Below are 16347 nucleotides of genomic sequence, written 5' to 3'. Positions count from 1 at the left end.
ACCCCGATAACCCAAACAGCGCCTGTTCTGATCAATTATTCCGTCCATCAAAAAAATCATTTTGTCAGTAAACTTTTCGCAAATTAATCCGATAACATGTCCAGTGATGCTTTTTATTAAAAGGAGTCAATATGGCTAGCATTTCCGCGGTAGGGATCGCATCTGGGATAGATCCAAAAATACTGGATAAACTTGAATCTAATGAAAGAAAACGTTTAGAGCCATTAACACAGCAACAAACCAGCTATAACGCTAAACTTACCGCTTTTGGTTCATTAAAAGGCAGTTTGGAAAAATTAAAGAGTGCATCCGAAGAACTCAAAAAATTCGATAAGCTCAATACCACTAAAACCAACGAAGATCATAAAACATTTACGCCAAGTACAGATTCTAAAGCCAGCCCAGGTAACTATGTTATTGAAGTCGAACAGCTTGCCCAGTCTCAATCCCTGAAATCTCCGGCAATTACGGATGTCAAAAAACCGTTAGGAGAACAAGGTAAAGGCACCCGTACCATTATTATTACGCAACCCGGTGAAGAAAAAGTCGGTGAAAAAAAAATAGAGCCGATGCGCATTTCCCTGAACGATAATGAAACTTCTTTGGTTGAAATCCGCGAGGCCATTAATAAACAAGAAGGCAATGTTAATGCCAGCATTATCAAAGCAGAAGATAATAAAAACTATTTGCTCCTGACTTCGAAAAAAGCCGGCACAAAATCCGTCATGACCATTGAGGTTCAAGGTGATGCTGAACTGGGTAAATTGCTGAACTACAAATCTGACGACAAAGGTGGTGGTTCTGGTGCAATGGAACAAGTGACTCAAGCGGCCAATGCAAAATTAACAGTCAATGGTATTAAGATTGAACGCCAGACTAATGAAATAAAAGATGCACCAGAAGGCATTACCCTGAATCTGAAAAAGGTTTCAGAAAAAGAAGAAGTCGAAATCAATGGCAAAACTGAAAAAAAACCGGTAGCAGAAACACTGGTGGTTTCTCGTGATATTGAGCCAATGAAAGAGGCAATTAAAAAGTGGGTTGATGCTTATAATGAGCTACAAAACACGGTCAGTTCATTGACTAAATTCAAACCCGTAAGAAAAGGTGAAGCGGCTTCAAAAGACAATGGTGCCTTGCTCGGCGACAGCACGTTAAAAGGTATTCAAAGCCAGTTAAGACAACAATTGTTTGTAGCACAGGAAGTTGCTGATATTGCTACCTTAAATAAACTGGGCATTAAACAAAAATTGGATGGTACACTGGAAATCAGCAACGAAAAACTGGAAAAGAACCTGAAAGAAAAACCCGCTAACGTTAAGGCTTTCTTTATGGGGGATGGAGAAAAAACCGGTTTTGCCACCCAGACTTATAATTTATTGAAAAAAACTCTGGACAGTCACGAAGGGACTATCGCAACAGCGACCGAAGGTATCAATAAAAGTCTGAAAACACTGGAAAGACAAGCAGAACAGACGAATAGAAATATTGAAGCCACAATGGAGCGCTATAAAAAACAATTTACCGCACTGGATAAACTTTCTTCTTCAATGAACCAGGCAAGTTTATCCCTGGCCCAACTTTTAAGATAATAAAAGGACACTAATGTATCAACGTTCGGCAAGCCAGTTATACGCTCAGGTAGATCTTGAGAGCGAAATTATGAATGCCTCTCCTTATCAGTTGATTCAGATATTGTTCAACGGGGCGCTGAGCGCCCTACGTCGTGCAATCATTCTGATGCAACAAGGGAATATCCCAGAAAAAGGGATAGCTATTTCAAAGGCGATTAATATCATTGATAATGGTCTAAAAGAGGGATTAGATTTCGAGAAAGGCGGCGAGATTGCCCAGAATCTTTTTGCTTTATATGATTATATGAGCCGCCGTTTACTCCATGCCAATTTACGCAATGATGAGAAGGCTATTACCGAAGTGATTGATTTACTCACCGAGATTTCAGATGCTTGGCGGCAAATAGGTCCTCATTACAACGCCAGTCAGGATATTGTTTAATGAAAAATGATACGGATCTTTTGTCAGCTTATCAGCAGATCCTTAGTTTAAGTGAGCAAATGATTGATTTAGCTAGAAATGAAAAGTGGGATGAACTTGTTGATATGGAGATCACTTATCTGAAAGCAGTTGAAGTGGTGACTTTACTATCAGAAAACTCAGACGCCCCTATTTCATTACAACAGCAATTAACCAAAATTTTGCAAACTGTCTTGGATAATGAAAAAGAAACTAAGAGATTGTTGCAAAGAAGGTTAAATGAACTCAGTGACCTGATTAAACAGGAAAGCCGTAAACAACTCTTACATGATACATACGGACAGTTCCCGACTGATAACTATGAAATGGAGTTGATTACGACGGACTCAAAATAGACAAAACACAGGCATCAGTGATTCCATTTCACAATAACTCTGATTAATGGTGTCATTTATTTTTTATTTCAGGCGGTGTCAATTCGTCACTATCGTTTTTTTGGTTAACCTAATTCGGCACTTTATTGTATTTATAATTTGCAAACAATCAAGATATCTTATCCATAATTTTTAACAAAAAATTAACCAACAAATGATAGTGGCGATTCATTAAGGCAATTAACAGGCGATATTATCATCACATATTATTTTTTAATTAAGGGATGAATAATGCAAACCAACGCTATGGGGGAGAGCAACCCCCCTAAGTTTTCGTTATTGATAATTAATTTTTTCTTTTAATTCTTTTATCCTACTTTCCAGGTTGGGAACATCTTTACTAGCAGCTTGTTGATAATGTCCAAGTACTTTTTCATAATCTTGAGGCACAATCTGACCACGTTCATAAATCATTCCCAAATTTAAGTGGGCGTAATCATCACCTAACGCTACTGATTTAAGAAACCATTGCATAGCCTTGGCCTGGTCTCGCTCCATACCGTTATTCCCATACCAATATAATTGGCCAATATTATTTTGGGCGGCTGTGTTACCTTGCAAGGCTGATTCCATCAGCCATTCCATTGCAATTACGCCATCTTTTGAAACACCTAATCCTTCCATATAAAGATATCCCATTGCATTTTGTGCTTCAGATTCTCCCTTTTCGGCAGGCTGGGTCATCCATTTTATTGCTTTTTGATAGCTTTGCTCCCTGCCTAATCCTTTTGCGTAGAAGAGGCCAAAGGTGATTTGGGCATAGGTATCACCTTGTTCTGCGGCTTTGATATATCATTTAATTGCTTCAGAATAATTTTCCTTAACTCTTAATCCTTTGCTATATATATCGCCTAATTTATTTTGGGAATATAGATATCCATTTTCAGCGGATTTAATATACCATTGGATTGCTTCTATACTCGATAAACTTCAAGCTGCAATCCGCAAGACGACGTGAGGCCTTATATTTCCCTGCTGCGCGGGAAAATATAACACGCATCTTGAAGTTGGATTGGTATAAATGGTTATAGTTTACACCTAAGCCGTTAAAATACATATTACCTGATTCGTATTGCGGGCGAACATCAGGGCGAGAGCGTGAACTTTTTGTTAAAAAATTTCAGGTTTGACGAATAAGAAAAAATATAATTTCATACTTCTTTTTTCGGGAAGTATTCTTATGAGTATCGATGCTTTTTCTCAGTATTTCAGTACATTAACAGACCCCCGCCAGTCGTCTAAGATCAGTTATCCTTTGTTTGATGTCCTTTTTTTGTCGATTACAGCCATCATCGCCGGTGCAGAAGGATGGGAAGATATTGAAGATTTCGGCGAAACGTACCTGGACTGGTATCAAAAAAAAACCTTTTTCCGAATGGAATACCGGGACATGATGCTATCGCTCGCCTGATTTCTCGGCTCAATCCCGTTGAGTTTCAGCACTATTTTATTCATTGGGTTCAATGGGTTAACGAACGCTCAGAAGGGAAAATTATCGCCATTGACGGAAAAACGTTGCGGGGAACTTATGATGGCAAGAATCGGCAGTCGATGCTTCACATGGTGAGTGCGTTTGCCACCCAGAACGGCGTAGTGATGGGACAACTGAAGACAGACAAAAAGTCCAATTAAATCACTGCGATCCCAAAATTACTCCGCTTGCTGGATATCACAGATTGCCTGATAACAATTGATGCGATGGGATGCCAAACGAAGATTGCGGAACAAATTGTGCAGCAGGAAGGTGACAATCTTCTGGCGGTGAAAGGGGATCAGGAGACGTTGTAGCGCGCGGTTAAGAAGGCGTTGTCAGCCCAAGTTTCTGCCGTGAGTCATGTCGAACATATCACGATAGAACAAGGACATGGTCGTATAGAAGCCCGTGAATATCATGTGTTACCCGCCCAAGCGCTGTCTCAACAATTTCCAGAATGGAAAAACGTAAAAACTGTGGGCGTGGCAATTGGATATCGAATTGATAATAAAGGAAAAGAATCGCTTGATTATCGTTATTACATCAGTTCAGCGGAACTGAGCACCGACAAATTTGCCGCCGCTGTCAGGGGACACTGGGGGATCGAAACCCGATTACATTGGGTTCTTGATGTCACGATGGGAGAAGATGCTTGCCTTATCCACCGGGAAGAATCGGCTGAAATATTGGGATGTATGCGTCACATCAGTGTCAATATGTTGCGGGCATGGATATTAACTATTTGGATAAGGTATTAGTTGCAGGGTTTAAGGCGTTGGGCAAGAAGTGAATATTCACGCTCTTGCCCTGATTTATCTATGTATTGCTATTATTATCTGCTATCAGTTTTTGTACTGAATATTGTTGCCCTCACTCAACGGAGAAGAAACAGAGCTTACGGGTGTCATTATTATTCTAATAATGGTTACATTAAGTGGATTACTTCGTTTTTGGCAGGAATATCGAACAAATAAGGCATCGGAAGCCTTGAAATCAATGGTGAATACAACAGCAACCATTTTGAGACGCCCTTCTGATAAGACTAAATCATAGAAAAAAGAAATTCCAATCAAGCATCTGGTTCCGGGAGATATTGTTTATTTATCTGCCGAAGACATGATCCCAGCAGATCTGTACTTAACCGAATCCAGAGATTTATTTATCAGCCAGGTAATTTTGACGGGAGAAGCGATCCCTGTCGAAAAATATGACACGATGGCTCATGTGAGTGCCAAGACAGCCCGTTCTGATAATGTATCTGAAACAAAGTTACTTGAATTTTCTAATGTCTATTTAATGGGAACCAATGTAACCAGTGGTACTGCGACTGCGGTGGTTGTAGCGACAGGAAAGCAAACTTACTTTGGTTCACTGGCAAAATCTATCGTAGGAACACGAGCACAAACCGCATTTGATCACGGCGTTAATAGTGTTAGCTGGCTATTGATCCGTTTTATGTTGGTTATGGTGCCGATTGTATTGTTAATCAATGGATTAATAAAAGGAGATTGGTTTGATGCGGCGTTGTTTGCACTGGCGGTTGCTGTTGACTTAACAACTGAAATGCTGCCCATGATTGTCAGTTCCAATTTGGTAAAAGGGGCTATTGCTATGTCAAAGAAAAAGGTCATTGTCAAACGACTCAATGCAATCCGGAACTTTGGGGCAATGGACATATTATGTACGGACAAAACAGGATCGCTAACGCAAGATAAAATTATTCTCCAGCACTATTTAGATACAGAAGTTAGATACAGAAGGCAAGGAAGATTCTTCTATACTCCACTGGGCTTGGTTAAACAGTTTTCATCAAAGTGGCACCAAAAACGTAATGGATCAAGCCATTGTTAGGTATGGATGCGATAACTCAGACCTTAATTTCCTCCGTAGCTACAGAAAAATTGATGAGTTACCGTTTGATTTTGTTAGGCGTAGATTGTCAATTTCTATACAGAATTTGTCTAATAATTATCAATTAGTTTGTAAAGGAGCCGCAGAGGAAATGCTATCAGTTTGCTCCTATATAAGGATAAAAGAGAAAATTTTTTCTCTAACTGAAGAAAGCAGTAACAATGTAATGGAATTAGTTAGCAGTTATAACGAACAAGGTTTCAGAGTGTTAATCTTAGCGACTCGGAAGTTAAGTCACGATGAAGTGAAACATCCACTTTCTGTTACGGATGAAAAGGAGATGGCACTACAAGGGTTATTAACATTTTTAGATCCACCAAAAGAAAGTGCTGCAATGGCAATTGCAACATTAAGGGAAAATGGTGTTTTGATTAAGGTGCTTACCGGAGATAATCCTGTTGTTACGGCTAGAATTTGCCGAGATGTGGATTTAGATTCTGGAAATATTCTTATTGGCCCTGATATTGAACTCATGAGTGATGAAAACCTTTCAAAAGAAGTGGAATTAAGATCAGTCTTTTGTAAGTTAACCCCTCTGCAAAAATCACGCATTTTAAAATCATTGCAAAATAATGGACATACCGTTGGTTTTCTTGGTGATGGAATAAATGATGCGCCGGCATTACGGGATGCCGATGTTGGAATTTCAGTTGATACAAGGACGGATATCGCAAAAGAATCAGCCGATATCATCCTGCTTGAGAAGAATTTGATGGTTTTGGAAGAGGGGGGTAATTAAGGGAAGGGAAACGTTTGGGAATATCATCAAGTATTTAAATATGACAGCTAGTTCAAATTTTGGAAATGTATTTTCTGTATTAGTTGCCAGTGCATTTATTCCATTTTTACCGACGTTAGCCATTCATTTGCTTGTACAAAACCTAATGTACGATATTTCTCAACTGTCTTTACCGTGGGATAAAATGGATAAGGAGTTTCTGAAAAACCTCGTTAATGGGATGCAAAGAATATAGGGCGTTTTATGCTCTGGATTGGTCCTACGTCATCTATCTTCGACATCACGACTTACGCTGTGATGTGGTATGTATTTGCAGCTAACAGTATAGAACATCAAACATTATTTCAATCGGGGTAGTTTGTGGAAGGATTGCTATCACAGACCTTGGTTGTACATATGTTGCGCACACAAAAAATTCCTTTTGTGCAAAGTACGGCAGCGCTCCCTGTTTTATTAACGACATTAATAATAATGGTACTTGGTGTTTACATTCCATTCTCTGCATTTGGTAACCTGATTGGGTTACATCCATTACCGTGGGAATATTTTCCATGGTTAATTGGGACATTAATAAGCTACTGTATCATTGCTCAAATGATGAAGCGGTTTTACATTCATCGATTTGGTGGATGGTTGTAAATAATTCTCATTAAATAATATCTTATTCTGTGTGGGTTAAGGGAGTAATTCATACGGAATATATAATATTATGACTCTCATCATGACGAATTTTTACAAATATTTAGAATAGGTCTTGATGTTATTCTTTAAAAACGAACTGCCTATCACAACACAAATGAATTTAAGGAAACAATAACGTTATACTTGCCTGTTATTTTTTATTTGAAACCGACAAATTAATCTATCTATTATTATTTGTTTCCAAAATTAAATTGTATGAATTGCCTTTTTATATCTGTGTTTACATCTTGTTTTATTTGTTTTTATTCTAATTTTTTATTCGTCTTTTAATTAGGCTTTGTGTGATAATATGCTGTTGCCAAATTTGCATTTGGGAATGATTTTATATTTATATTCCTTGTTATTTAAGTAAATTAATTTTTGATCAATAAGCTATCTTGTTTGAGAATTTAACTGCTGATTTCCCCGCGTTGAAAAACCTTATGAAACATTTGTCATTCTTATCATTTTCGTTATGGATGTGAAAATTATTGATTAATTTTTCTTATCAATTGTGCGTGTGAGCTGGCTAAAGAGGGGGAATAATCAACAAGGGACTCTGAGTGAGATTTATGTCACAAGCAGGCGGTATATGTATTAATTTTGTTTAGTAAAATTTATTTATTATAGTGGTAAAAAATATCCTTGACAGATTGCAGAGGGAATTGAATTTTGTTTAATTAGCAAAGTGTTGCTAGTTGAGTTTACAGGGGATGGCGATACAGATGTTTTTTTATTTCAATATCATACTGTATTTTATCTTATTTTTGTGATCTGTGTGATGTTTGCGCCCAAAGTGGGGTGCGTGCATTTTTTGTTCTGTTTGAAAATGGTACGAACATAAACTAAAAATGATCATACTGATAGCTTTTTAATAACTAGTATTCACATTTAATTAATAAATTTGGCATGACTATGATCTCAATCAAGTTATAGTGGAAGATGAATGCCTGGCGACATTATCAAGAAGCAAATTTTATTATAATATTGCCAATTTAACTAAAGGAAAGATTTTTTATCGTTATTTTGGATTTATAAGTTTAATAGATCGTATAAAACAAAAAACGCTCCCTAATGTTTTTATTTAAATAATTTAACTTATTAATTGTAGACTATTTCTCGTTTTTTTTTCTTGAATAGTTAATGAGCTAGAATCATAATAAAAAGTGCCAGTTTTGTGATCGGGATCACATAGTATTTAAAATGACATATATTCTCCGTTGTATAAGTTGATGATTCAGGAGTAAAGTTAATTAGCATTAAGAATATTCTTAATCAATTGTGGCAAGTGCATTACTCAGATGACGCAATAATACTTTTACAACCCATTACCGAAATATTTTAGAAATTGGGCGATCCCAAGAGTAATACAAAGGACAGTTACTGCTCTGGCTAAAGATGTATATTTCAGTTATGTCGGAGATTATTGAATCTCATGCTACTGGTAATTTTGTCGTGAGTGATTCTTTGATCACTTAATTTGATTTTTTCATGTAATCGGACGGGATATATAGAAATGAGTACGGTTGAATTGCTCAAACATATTTATGACATAAATTTATCGTATTTGCTTTTGGCACAACGGCTAATTAACCATGAGAAAGCATCTGCGATGTTCCGTTTAGGTATTAGTGAATCGATGGCTGATACGTTGGCCTCGCTGACATTGCCTCAGTTAGTAAAATTAGCTGAAACAAACCAACTGATTTGCCATTTTCGGTTTGAAGACCACGAAACCGTACAGCAGTTAACGAAAGAATCGCGGGTGGACGATCTGCAACAAATTCATACGGGTATCTTACTGTCTACTCATCTTTTTCAGCAGTTATCCGCCCGGGATGACACCTCAATCAAGAAAAGAGCGTAAAGATGGTTGAAAAAAGTATTGTTCAGGAAGCGAAAGATATTCAGCTGGCAATGGAACTCATCACTTTAGGCGCGCGATTGCAGATGCTTGAAAGTGAAACACAACTAAGTAGAGGCCGATTGATCCGGTTGTATAAAGAGCTGCGGGGAAGCCCTCCGCCTAAAGGGATGCTCCCCTTTTCGACGGATTGGTTTATGACTTGGGAACAGAATATTCATTCGTCAATGTTCTACAATGCTTACCGTTTTCTGTTGAAAAGTGGACATTGTGAAGGTGTAGAGGCTGTTGTCAAAGCTTATCGTTTATATCTTGAGCAATGTCCTCCGGCGAGTGAAGAAGCGCCTGTTCTGGCATTAACCAGAGCTTGGACATTGGTGCGTTTTGTTGACAGCGGGATGTTACAGCCAACACAATGTCGCTGCTGTGGTGGAACTTTTATCACACACGCTCACCAGCCGGTAAATAGCTTTGTTTGTAGTCTTTGCCAGCCCCCTTCACGGGCAGTAAAAAAACGTAAACTTTCCTCTCAACCTGCCGATACTAATTCACAACTGCTGGATGGATTTGCTCAGCAAGCTGTGTGAATTTAAATGGGAAAGTAAAATTCAGGTTACAGGTTTGATTATAAACTCTGTAACCTGTCGTCACACTCTTCTTCATTTATCGATTCTCCCTGTTCAGATCCCATCTGCTCACCAACTTAGCTAAAGGATATCGCGTGTTAGTACTTTTAGGATATATCGTGGTTTTTGGTGCGGTAATTGGTGGCTACCTACTTGTCGGTGGTCACATGGGCGCACTTTATCAGCCAGCGGAATTTTTGATTATTGCAGGTGCGGGAATCGGCGCTTTTATCGTGGGCAATAATGGCAAGGCGATAAAGGCAACACTGCGTGTTTTACCAAAAATATTACGTAGATCAAAATACAACAAAGCGATGTATATGGACCTTATGGCATTACAGTTTCGTCTGTTGTCCAAATCTCGCCAGAACGGGCTGCTGGCTTTGGAGCGAGATATTGAAAATCCACACCAAAGCGACATTTTCACCCAGTATCCTCGTTTGTTAAAAGATCAGTATTTGATGGATTTTATTACTGATTATATGCGCCTGATCATCAGCGGTAACATGAATCCTCATGAAATTGAAGCCTTGATGGATGAAGAAATTGAGACTTACGAACAAGAAAGTGAAGTACCTGCGACCAGTTTGGCATTAGTCGGGGATTCGCTGCCTGCATTCGGAATTGTTGCGGCTGTCATGGGGGTTGTTCACGCACTGGGAGCTGCGGATCGTCCGGCAGGAGAATTGGGCGCGTTGATCGCACATGCAATGGTGGGAACATTCCTTGGGATCTTATTGTCTTATGGTTTCGTTTCCCCACTGGCAACACTCCTTCGTCAACGCAGCAGTGAGCAGGTTAAAATGATGCAATGCATCAAGGTGACACTGCTTTCCAGTTTGCATGGTTATGCACCACAAATTGCAGTTGAATTCGGTCGTAAAACGTTATTCCTCACAGATCGTCCTTCATTCACAGAACTGGAAGAACATGTTCGTCGGGTTAAATCCCCTGTACAACAAGAAGTTGAAGAATAATTATGAGAGCGAATAATGTTTCCGTCATCAGAATAAAAAAGCGTAAAAAACATGATGCGAGCCATGTCGGTGGGTCATGGAAGATTGCTTATGCTGATTTTATGACGGCAATGATGGCATTTTTTCTGGTTATGTGGTTGATATCGATAGCCAGTCCACAGGAATTAACCAGCATTGCTGAGTATTTCCGTACTCCTTTAAAGGTAGCGATTAATCAGGGACAGAAAAGCAGCGATAGCACCAACCCGATCCCCGGGGGAGGGGATGATATCGTCCAACGAGATGGGGAAGTTTTCCGTCAATCTAATATAGTTGAAGCGAAAGAAGAAACTCGTCGCTTAAATCGATTACGCCAGCAACTTGATCAATTGATTATTACCGATCCTCGCCTTAAAGAGCTGCGTCCTCATCTATTGATTGACATGATGGAGGAAGGTTTACGTATTCAGATTATCGATCGAGAAAACCGCCCGATGTTCATGATTGGCAGTTCTAAAGTCGAAAGTTACATGAGCGATATCTTGCGGGCAATTGCGCCGATCTTGAACGATATTCCGAACAAAATCAGTCTTTCTGGTCATACCGATAATTTACAGTATGCTAACGGTCAGTGGGGTTACAGTAACTGGGAGCTTTCTTCCGAGCGCGCCAATGCATCAAGGCGTGAATTGCTGATAGGGGGTCTGGATGGCACCAAAGTCCTGCGAGTTGTGGGTATGGCATCTACTGTTAGTATGCAGAAAGATATCGATCCTAATGCGCCGGTTAACCGTCGTATCAGCATTATTGTACTCAATAAAGATGCAGAAAAAAGGATTGAGCAGGAAAACAGTGGCGGTAACGCCATGATCGCTAACAATAGTATGGATATGCAAGAAGTCATCAGAATGGATTCAAATGAGGGAGCGGCTGTTCAGCAATCCACCGAACAATCCCATGTGATCATAAAACATGAAATCGCAAAATCGGAACAGCTATCGGCTGAACCGCTGAGTGATAACAAGATGACAGAGTAAGTAACGATGGATATTACCGCGTTTTATCAGACTTTCTTTGATGAAGCAGATGAACTATTGGCTGATATGGAGCAGCATTTATTGCTACTCGATGCCGATGAACCTGATCATGAGCAGCTAAATGCAATATTTCGCAGCGCCCACTCCATTAAGGGGGGCGCTGCGACTTTTGGTTTTACCCGGCTGCAACAGACCACGCATGTTTTGGAAAATCTGCTCGATAGCGCCAGACGTGATGAAATACGTTTGACCATTGACATTATCAACCTGTTTTTAGAAGCGAAAGATATTATGCAGCAACAATTGGATGCCTATAAAAGTTCTCAGGAGCCGGATGAAGACACATTCAATTATATCTGCGAGACACTGCGTCAGCTTGCATTAGAACTACAGCAAGGGCAGCAGGAAAAAGAATTTTTTGCAGCAACACCTGAGATGCAGACTGAACTTGTCACGGAAGCCGTTGTAAATGAAATTGAGGAAAAACAGACAGTAGCATCGGTTCAGTCCGAAGATAATCAGCCAGAAGAGAGGCATACTTCAGCAGACAAACCCAATCATGGACAGATCCGTGTTCATTTATCTGGATTGAAAGAACGCGAAGTCAGTTTAATGAAGGATGAATTGAGGCATCTTGGTGAGATTTATGATGTAGAACAGACTACCAACAGCCTTGAAGCCTCATTGATCACATCTGCGACAGAAGATGATATTACGGCTGTATTGTGTTTTGTGATTGAGCCTGAGCAAATCACTTTTTTACCAACAAATGAGCCTCAGTCAAAAGGTGCGGACACTGAAACAGAACAAGATGCAGGAGTAGTAAAAGGTGATGCTGTCGATGCCATAGTAAAAACGGATACGGTAAAAACTGCGGCAGAAAATAGTACAACAGACAGCAATACAGCAAAAGATACGCCTACAACAACAAATACGATAATTACAAATAATCCACAGCCGGATGATGCTCCGAAAAAAACAGATGTACGTGAAGTTGGGCGTCCGGCGCCACGCCCGGCAGCAGGATCGCCACGCCAACGTGCGGAATCATCCAGTATTCGTGTTGCCGTAGAAAAAGTTGATCAGCTTATCAATTTAGTAGGTGAATTGGTTATTACCCAATCTATGCTGGCCCAACATTGTAACGGTCTGGAACCGACCAAACACAGTGAATTGTTGAGCTGTATGGCCCAATTGCAGCGAAATTCCCGTGACTTGCAAGAATCTGTCATGTCAATTCGCATGATGCCGATGGAATACGTTTTTAGCCGTTATCCGCGTTTGGTACGGGATTTGGCTGGAAAACTCAATAAAAAAGTGGAATTGACACTCATTGGCAGTTCGACAGAACTGGATAAGAGTTTAATTGAACGGATTATCGATCCTCTCACCCACCTGGTACGTAACAGTCTTGATCATGGTATTGAAAGCCCGGAAAAACGGCTGGCAGCGGGTAAACCTGAAACGGGTAATTTGACTCTGGCGGCTGAACATCAAGGTGGAAATATCTGTATTGAAGTTATTGATGATGGTGCGGGTCTGAACCGTGAAAAGATCTTAGCAAAAGCACAATCTCAGGGCTTAAGCGTCAGTGAAAATATGAGTAACGAAGAAGTGGCTATGCTGATTTTTGCTCCCGGCTTCTCTACCGCAGAAGTAGTCACTGATGTTTCTGGTCGTGGTGTTGGCATGGATGTGGTCAAACGCAATATTCAGGATATGGGCGGGCAAATTCAGATTAACTTCCAGTCAGGAAAGGGAACTGTCATTCGCATTTTGCTGCCACTGACATTAGCGATACTGGATGGCATGTCGGTGAGAGTCAATGAGGAAGTTTTCATCCTGCCACTGAGTGCCGTAGTGAGTTCATTGCAACCACAAGAGGAAGATATTTATCCATTGGCGGGTGATGAAAAATTATTACTGGTACGTGGGGAATATTTACCTCTGCTTGAACTGTATCGGATATTCGATATCCCTAATGGAATCACTGATCCAACGAAAGGCATTGCTGTTATTGTGCAGAGTGCCGGACGTCGTTATGCCTTGCTGGTGGATAAACTGGTGGGGCAACATCAAGTTGTTGTTAAAAATATTGAGAGCAATTACCGCAAAGTACCGGGTATTTCGGCGGCCACCATTATGGGGGATGGTAGCGTTGCGCTTATCATCGATATTCCTGCTTTGCAAAAACTTAACCACGAACAATTGGCACAGCGCAAAACGTTTCACACTAAAAGGTAACATCATGTCGGCCATAGAAGAATTAAATAAATTATCGGGGGAAACGACCGGAAAGGAATATCTGGTTTTCACCCTGGGTGATGAAGAGTATGGAATTGAGATATTAAAGGTGCAGGAAATTCGCGGCTATGACCAGGTTACCCGCATTGCAAATACACCTACTTTCATAAAGGGTATTACGAACCTGCGTGGGGTGATTGTTCCTATCATCGATTTGAGGATCAAATTCTCACAGGAAGATGTCACCTATAACGACAACACTGTTGTGATTGTCCTGAATTTGCTTAACCGTGTTGTTGGGATTGTGGTTGATGGTGTGTCTGACGTGCTGTCCCTGAAAGATGATCAAATTTGTCCTGCGCCAGAATTTGCGGTCACTTTATCAACAGAGTATCTAACGGGGCTGGGTTCGATTGATGAACGGATGCTGATTCTGGTTGATATCGAAAAGCTTCTCAATAGTGAAGAAATGGCATTGGTTGATTCAGTCGCTAAAAGTTGATGTAAAGATTGATGTTTTGGGGCTACTGCAATAAAAAACAGCTGCCCCTTTGTTTTAGATCAAAAAAATACCGTACAAAATCAATTTTTAGAATTATACGTAAAGTTCCCTTTTAGTGTGCCGATAACTATCTGTAATTCCAAAAATCGGCATAGAAATTTAGTAAAAAAGGGAAGTTATGTTTAACCGAATGAAAATAGTGACGGGATTAATCTCAGTCATCATATTGTTTGGTGCTTTGCAACTTATCTCAGGGGGATTGTTCTTCAAAGGGTTGAAGAATGATATAAAAGCCTTTGATTTAATAGATAAAATGCGAGAGCAACAAATCTATTTGGATGAGAGCTGGGTTAACCTGCTGCAAGCCCGCAATAACCTTAACCGTGTTGGCATCATGTACATGATGAAAAATCGCGGTGTTGAAGGTAGTTATAAAATTGATGGTGCTCTGGCAGAAGCCAAGGCTAATATTGCCCGTGCTGAACGGCTCTTCGAGAAATATGAACAGACTGAAAAACTGTCTTTTTATGACCAAGCACATCTTCAACGTCTAAAACAGACTCACAATGACTATCTTAATGCGCTGAAAGAGTTAGATAACATGCTAGCGCATGACAAATTTGAAGCGTTTTTTCTCCATAAAACGACAGATTATCAGAACGCGTTTAATGTGGAATTTAACTTTTATCTTTCCCAAAGCACAAAATTTTATGACCAGGTGGCAGAAGAAGCTGACCAAACTTACAGCAATATCGTTGCTTCATTGATCTTTGTGATGGCGCTGCTGGTTGTAGTCATGGGAATAAGCTGGATTGGCTTACGTAAGACATTGATCGATCCGCTACACAAGCTGCTGGATAATATCAGGGCCTTCTCAAGAGGGGACTTGACTCAGGCGATCACGGTAACTGGCAATAATGAAATGGGCATGTTAGCCGTTGGCTTGAGACACATGCAGGAAGAATTGATCAATACGGTCAGAAGTGTTCATCAAAGTACCGAAACCATTTATACCGGCACCAGCGAAATTGCCGCAGGCAACAACGATCTTTCTTCCCGTACTGAACAGCAAGTGGCTTCGTTAGAAGAAACGGCGGCCAGTATGGAACAGTTGACTGCGACAGTAAAACAGAATGCTGATAATGCCCGTCAAGCCAGTAACTTGGCTGACAACGCCTCTGAGATCGCCCGTCAGGGCGGTAAAGTGGTGGCCAATGTTGTTCAGACCATGCATGAAATCGCGGACAGTTCCCGCAAGATCTCTGATATCACTGGCGTCATTGATGCCATTGCTTTCCAAACCAATATTCTCGCCCTTAACGCTGCCGTGGAAGCTGCCCGTGCCGGTGAACATGGCCGTGGTTTTGCCGTGGTTGCTGGTGAAGTGCGCAATCTGGCACAGCGCAGTGCAGAAGCGGCTAAAGAGATCAAAGCGTTAATCGAAGACTCGGTAAATCGCACAGATACGGGTTCTATACAGGTAGAAAGTGCGGGCGAAACCATGAACAAAATTGTCGATTCTGTTACCCGTGTGACTGACATTATGGGCGAAATTGCATCGGCTTCTGATGAACAAAGTCGGGGGATCACACAAGTCGGCGTTGCTATTTCCGAAATGGACAGAGTTACACAGCAAAATGCGTCATTGGTTGAGCAATCCGCCGCCGCCGCCGCCGCATTGGAAGAACAAGCCAGGATATTGACCAAAGCAGTTGCGATGTTCCAGTTAACGGAGCAGGCAGAAAGGAAGCAGCCTGAAAAAAGAAAACATGAAGTTTTATCGATGACTCCTCCAGCTAATAAAACGAATCCTCCCATGCTGAAAAAAGACAGTAATGCGGAAGACCCCTCTAATTGGGAAACATTCTAAAAAATAATAGCGAT

General features: G+C 40.5%; 11 protein-coding genes and 2 pseudogenes. 12 read left to right on the top strand and 1 reads right to left on the bottom strand.

What is annotated here, in order from left to right:
• Positions 1–131: 131 nt before the first annotated feature.
• The 3 genes from fliD to fliT are packed head-to-tail and all read left to right on the top strand — an operon-like array spanning position 132 to position 2390.
• Positions 132–1592, top strand: a complete 1461-nt coding sequence (gene fliD / locus ABLA76_RS02825; RefSeq protein WP_348986775.1) for a flagellar filament capping protein FliD — start codon at positions 132–134, stop codon at positions 1590–1592.
• Between the two features lie 13 nt (positions 1593–1605).
• Complete coding sequence (gene fliS / locus ABLA76_RS02820) at positions 1606–2016, top strand: flagellar export chaperone FliS (RefSeq protein WP_047771768.1); 411 nt, start codon at positions 1606–1608, stop codon at positions 2014–2016.
• A complete protein-coding gene (gene fliT, locus ABLA76_RS02815; RefSeq protein WP_348986774.1) occupies positions 2016–2390 on the top strand; it encodes a flagella biosynthesis regulatory protein FliT in 375 nt (124 codons plus the stop codon). The genes fliS and fliT overlap by 1 nt, the downstream gene beginning before the upstream one ends.
• A 315-nt stretch (positions 2391–2705) precedes the next feature.
• On the opposite strand, the gene ABLA76_RS02810 is transcribed toward fliT, so the two are convergent.
• Positions 2706–3182 (bottom strand): tetratricopeptide repeat protein, encoded by a 477-nt coding sequence (locus tag ABLA76_RS02810; RefSeq protein ID WP_348986786.1) that lies wholly within the window; start codon positions 3180–3182, stop codon positions 2706–2708.
• Positions 3183–3609: 427 nt separating this feature from the next.
• On the opposite strand from ABLA76_RS02810, the pseudogene ABLA76_RS02805 reads away from it, so the two are divergent.
• The 9 genes and pseudogenes from ABLA76_RS02805 (at position 3610) to ABLA76_RS02765 (ending at position 16333) form a co-directional block, all read left to right on the top strand.
• A pseudogene (locus tag ABLA76_RS02805) lies at positions 3610–4693 on the top strand (ISAs1 family transposase).
• A gap of 21 nt (positions 4694–4714) precedes the next feature.
• A pseudogene (gene mgtA / locus ABLA76_RS02800) lies at positions 4715–7192 on the top strand (magnesium-translocating P-type ATPase); the annotation flags it as partial.
• A 1558-nt stretch (positions 7193–8750) separates the two neighbouring features.
• Positions 8751–9101, top strand: a complete 351-nt coding sequence (flhD, locus tag ABLA76_RS02795) for a flagellar transcriptional regulator FlhD (RefSeq protein WP_285810935.1) — start codon at positions 8751–8753, stop codon at positions 9099–9101.
• Between the two features lie 2 nt (positions 9102–9103).
• Positions 9104–9685 (top strand): flagellar transcriptional regulator FlhC, encoded by a 582-nt coding sequence (gene flhC / locus ABLA76_RS02790; protein WP_047771157.1) that lies wholly within the window; start codon positions 9104–9106, stop codon positions 9683–9685.
• Between the two features lie 134 nt (positions 9686–9819).
• Entirely contained in the window at positions 9820–10701 is an 882-nt protein-coding gene (motA, locus tag ABLA76_RS02785) for a flagellar motor stator protein MotA (RefSeq protein WP_047771156.1), read from the top strand.
• Positions 10702–10703: 2 nt separating this feature from the next.
• Positions 10704–11717: a flagellar motor protein MotB gene (gene motB, locus ABLA76_RS02780; RefSeq protein WP_348986773.1), complete on the top strand. Its 1014-nt coding sequence runs from the start codon at positions 10704–10706 to the stop codon at positions 11715–11717.
• A gap of 6 nt (positions 11718–11723) precedes the next feature.
• Entirely contained in the window at positions 11724–13961 is a 2238-nt protein-coding gene (gene cheA, locus ABLA76_RS02775; RefSeq protein ID WP_348986772.1) for a chemotaxis protein CheA, read from the top strand.
• Between the two features lie 4 nt (positions 13962–13965).
• Entirely contained in the window at positions 13966–14463 is a 498-nt protein-coding gene (cheW, locus tag ABLA76_RS02770; RefSeq protein WP_348986771.1) for a chemotaxis protein CheW, read from the top strand.
• Between the two features lie 178 nt (positions 14464–14641).
• Positions 14642–16333 carry a methyl-accepting chemotaxis protein gene (locus ABLA76_RS02765; RefSeq protein WP_047771152.1) on the top strand — a complete coding sequence of 564 codons (1692 nt, stop codon included), beginning with the start codon at positions 14642–14644 and terminating at the stop codon, positions 16331–16333.
• Positions 16334–16347 lie beyond the last annotated feature (14 nt).

Source organism: Xenorhabdus sp. SGI240, assembly GCF_040081915.1.
Lineage (GTDB): Bacteria > Pseudomonadota > Gammaproteobacteria > Enterobacterales > Enterobacteriaceae > Xenorhabdus > Xenorhabdus bakwenae.
This window is presented reverse-complemented; position numbering and strand designations above follow the sequence as displayed.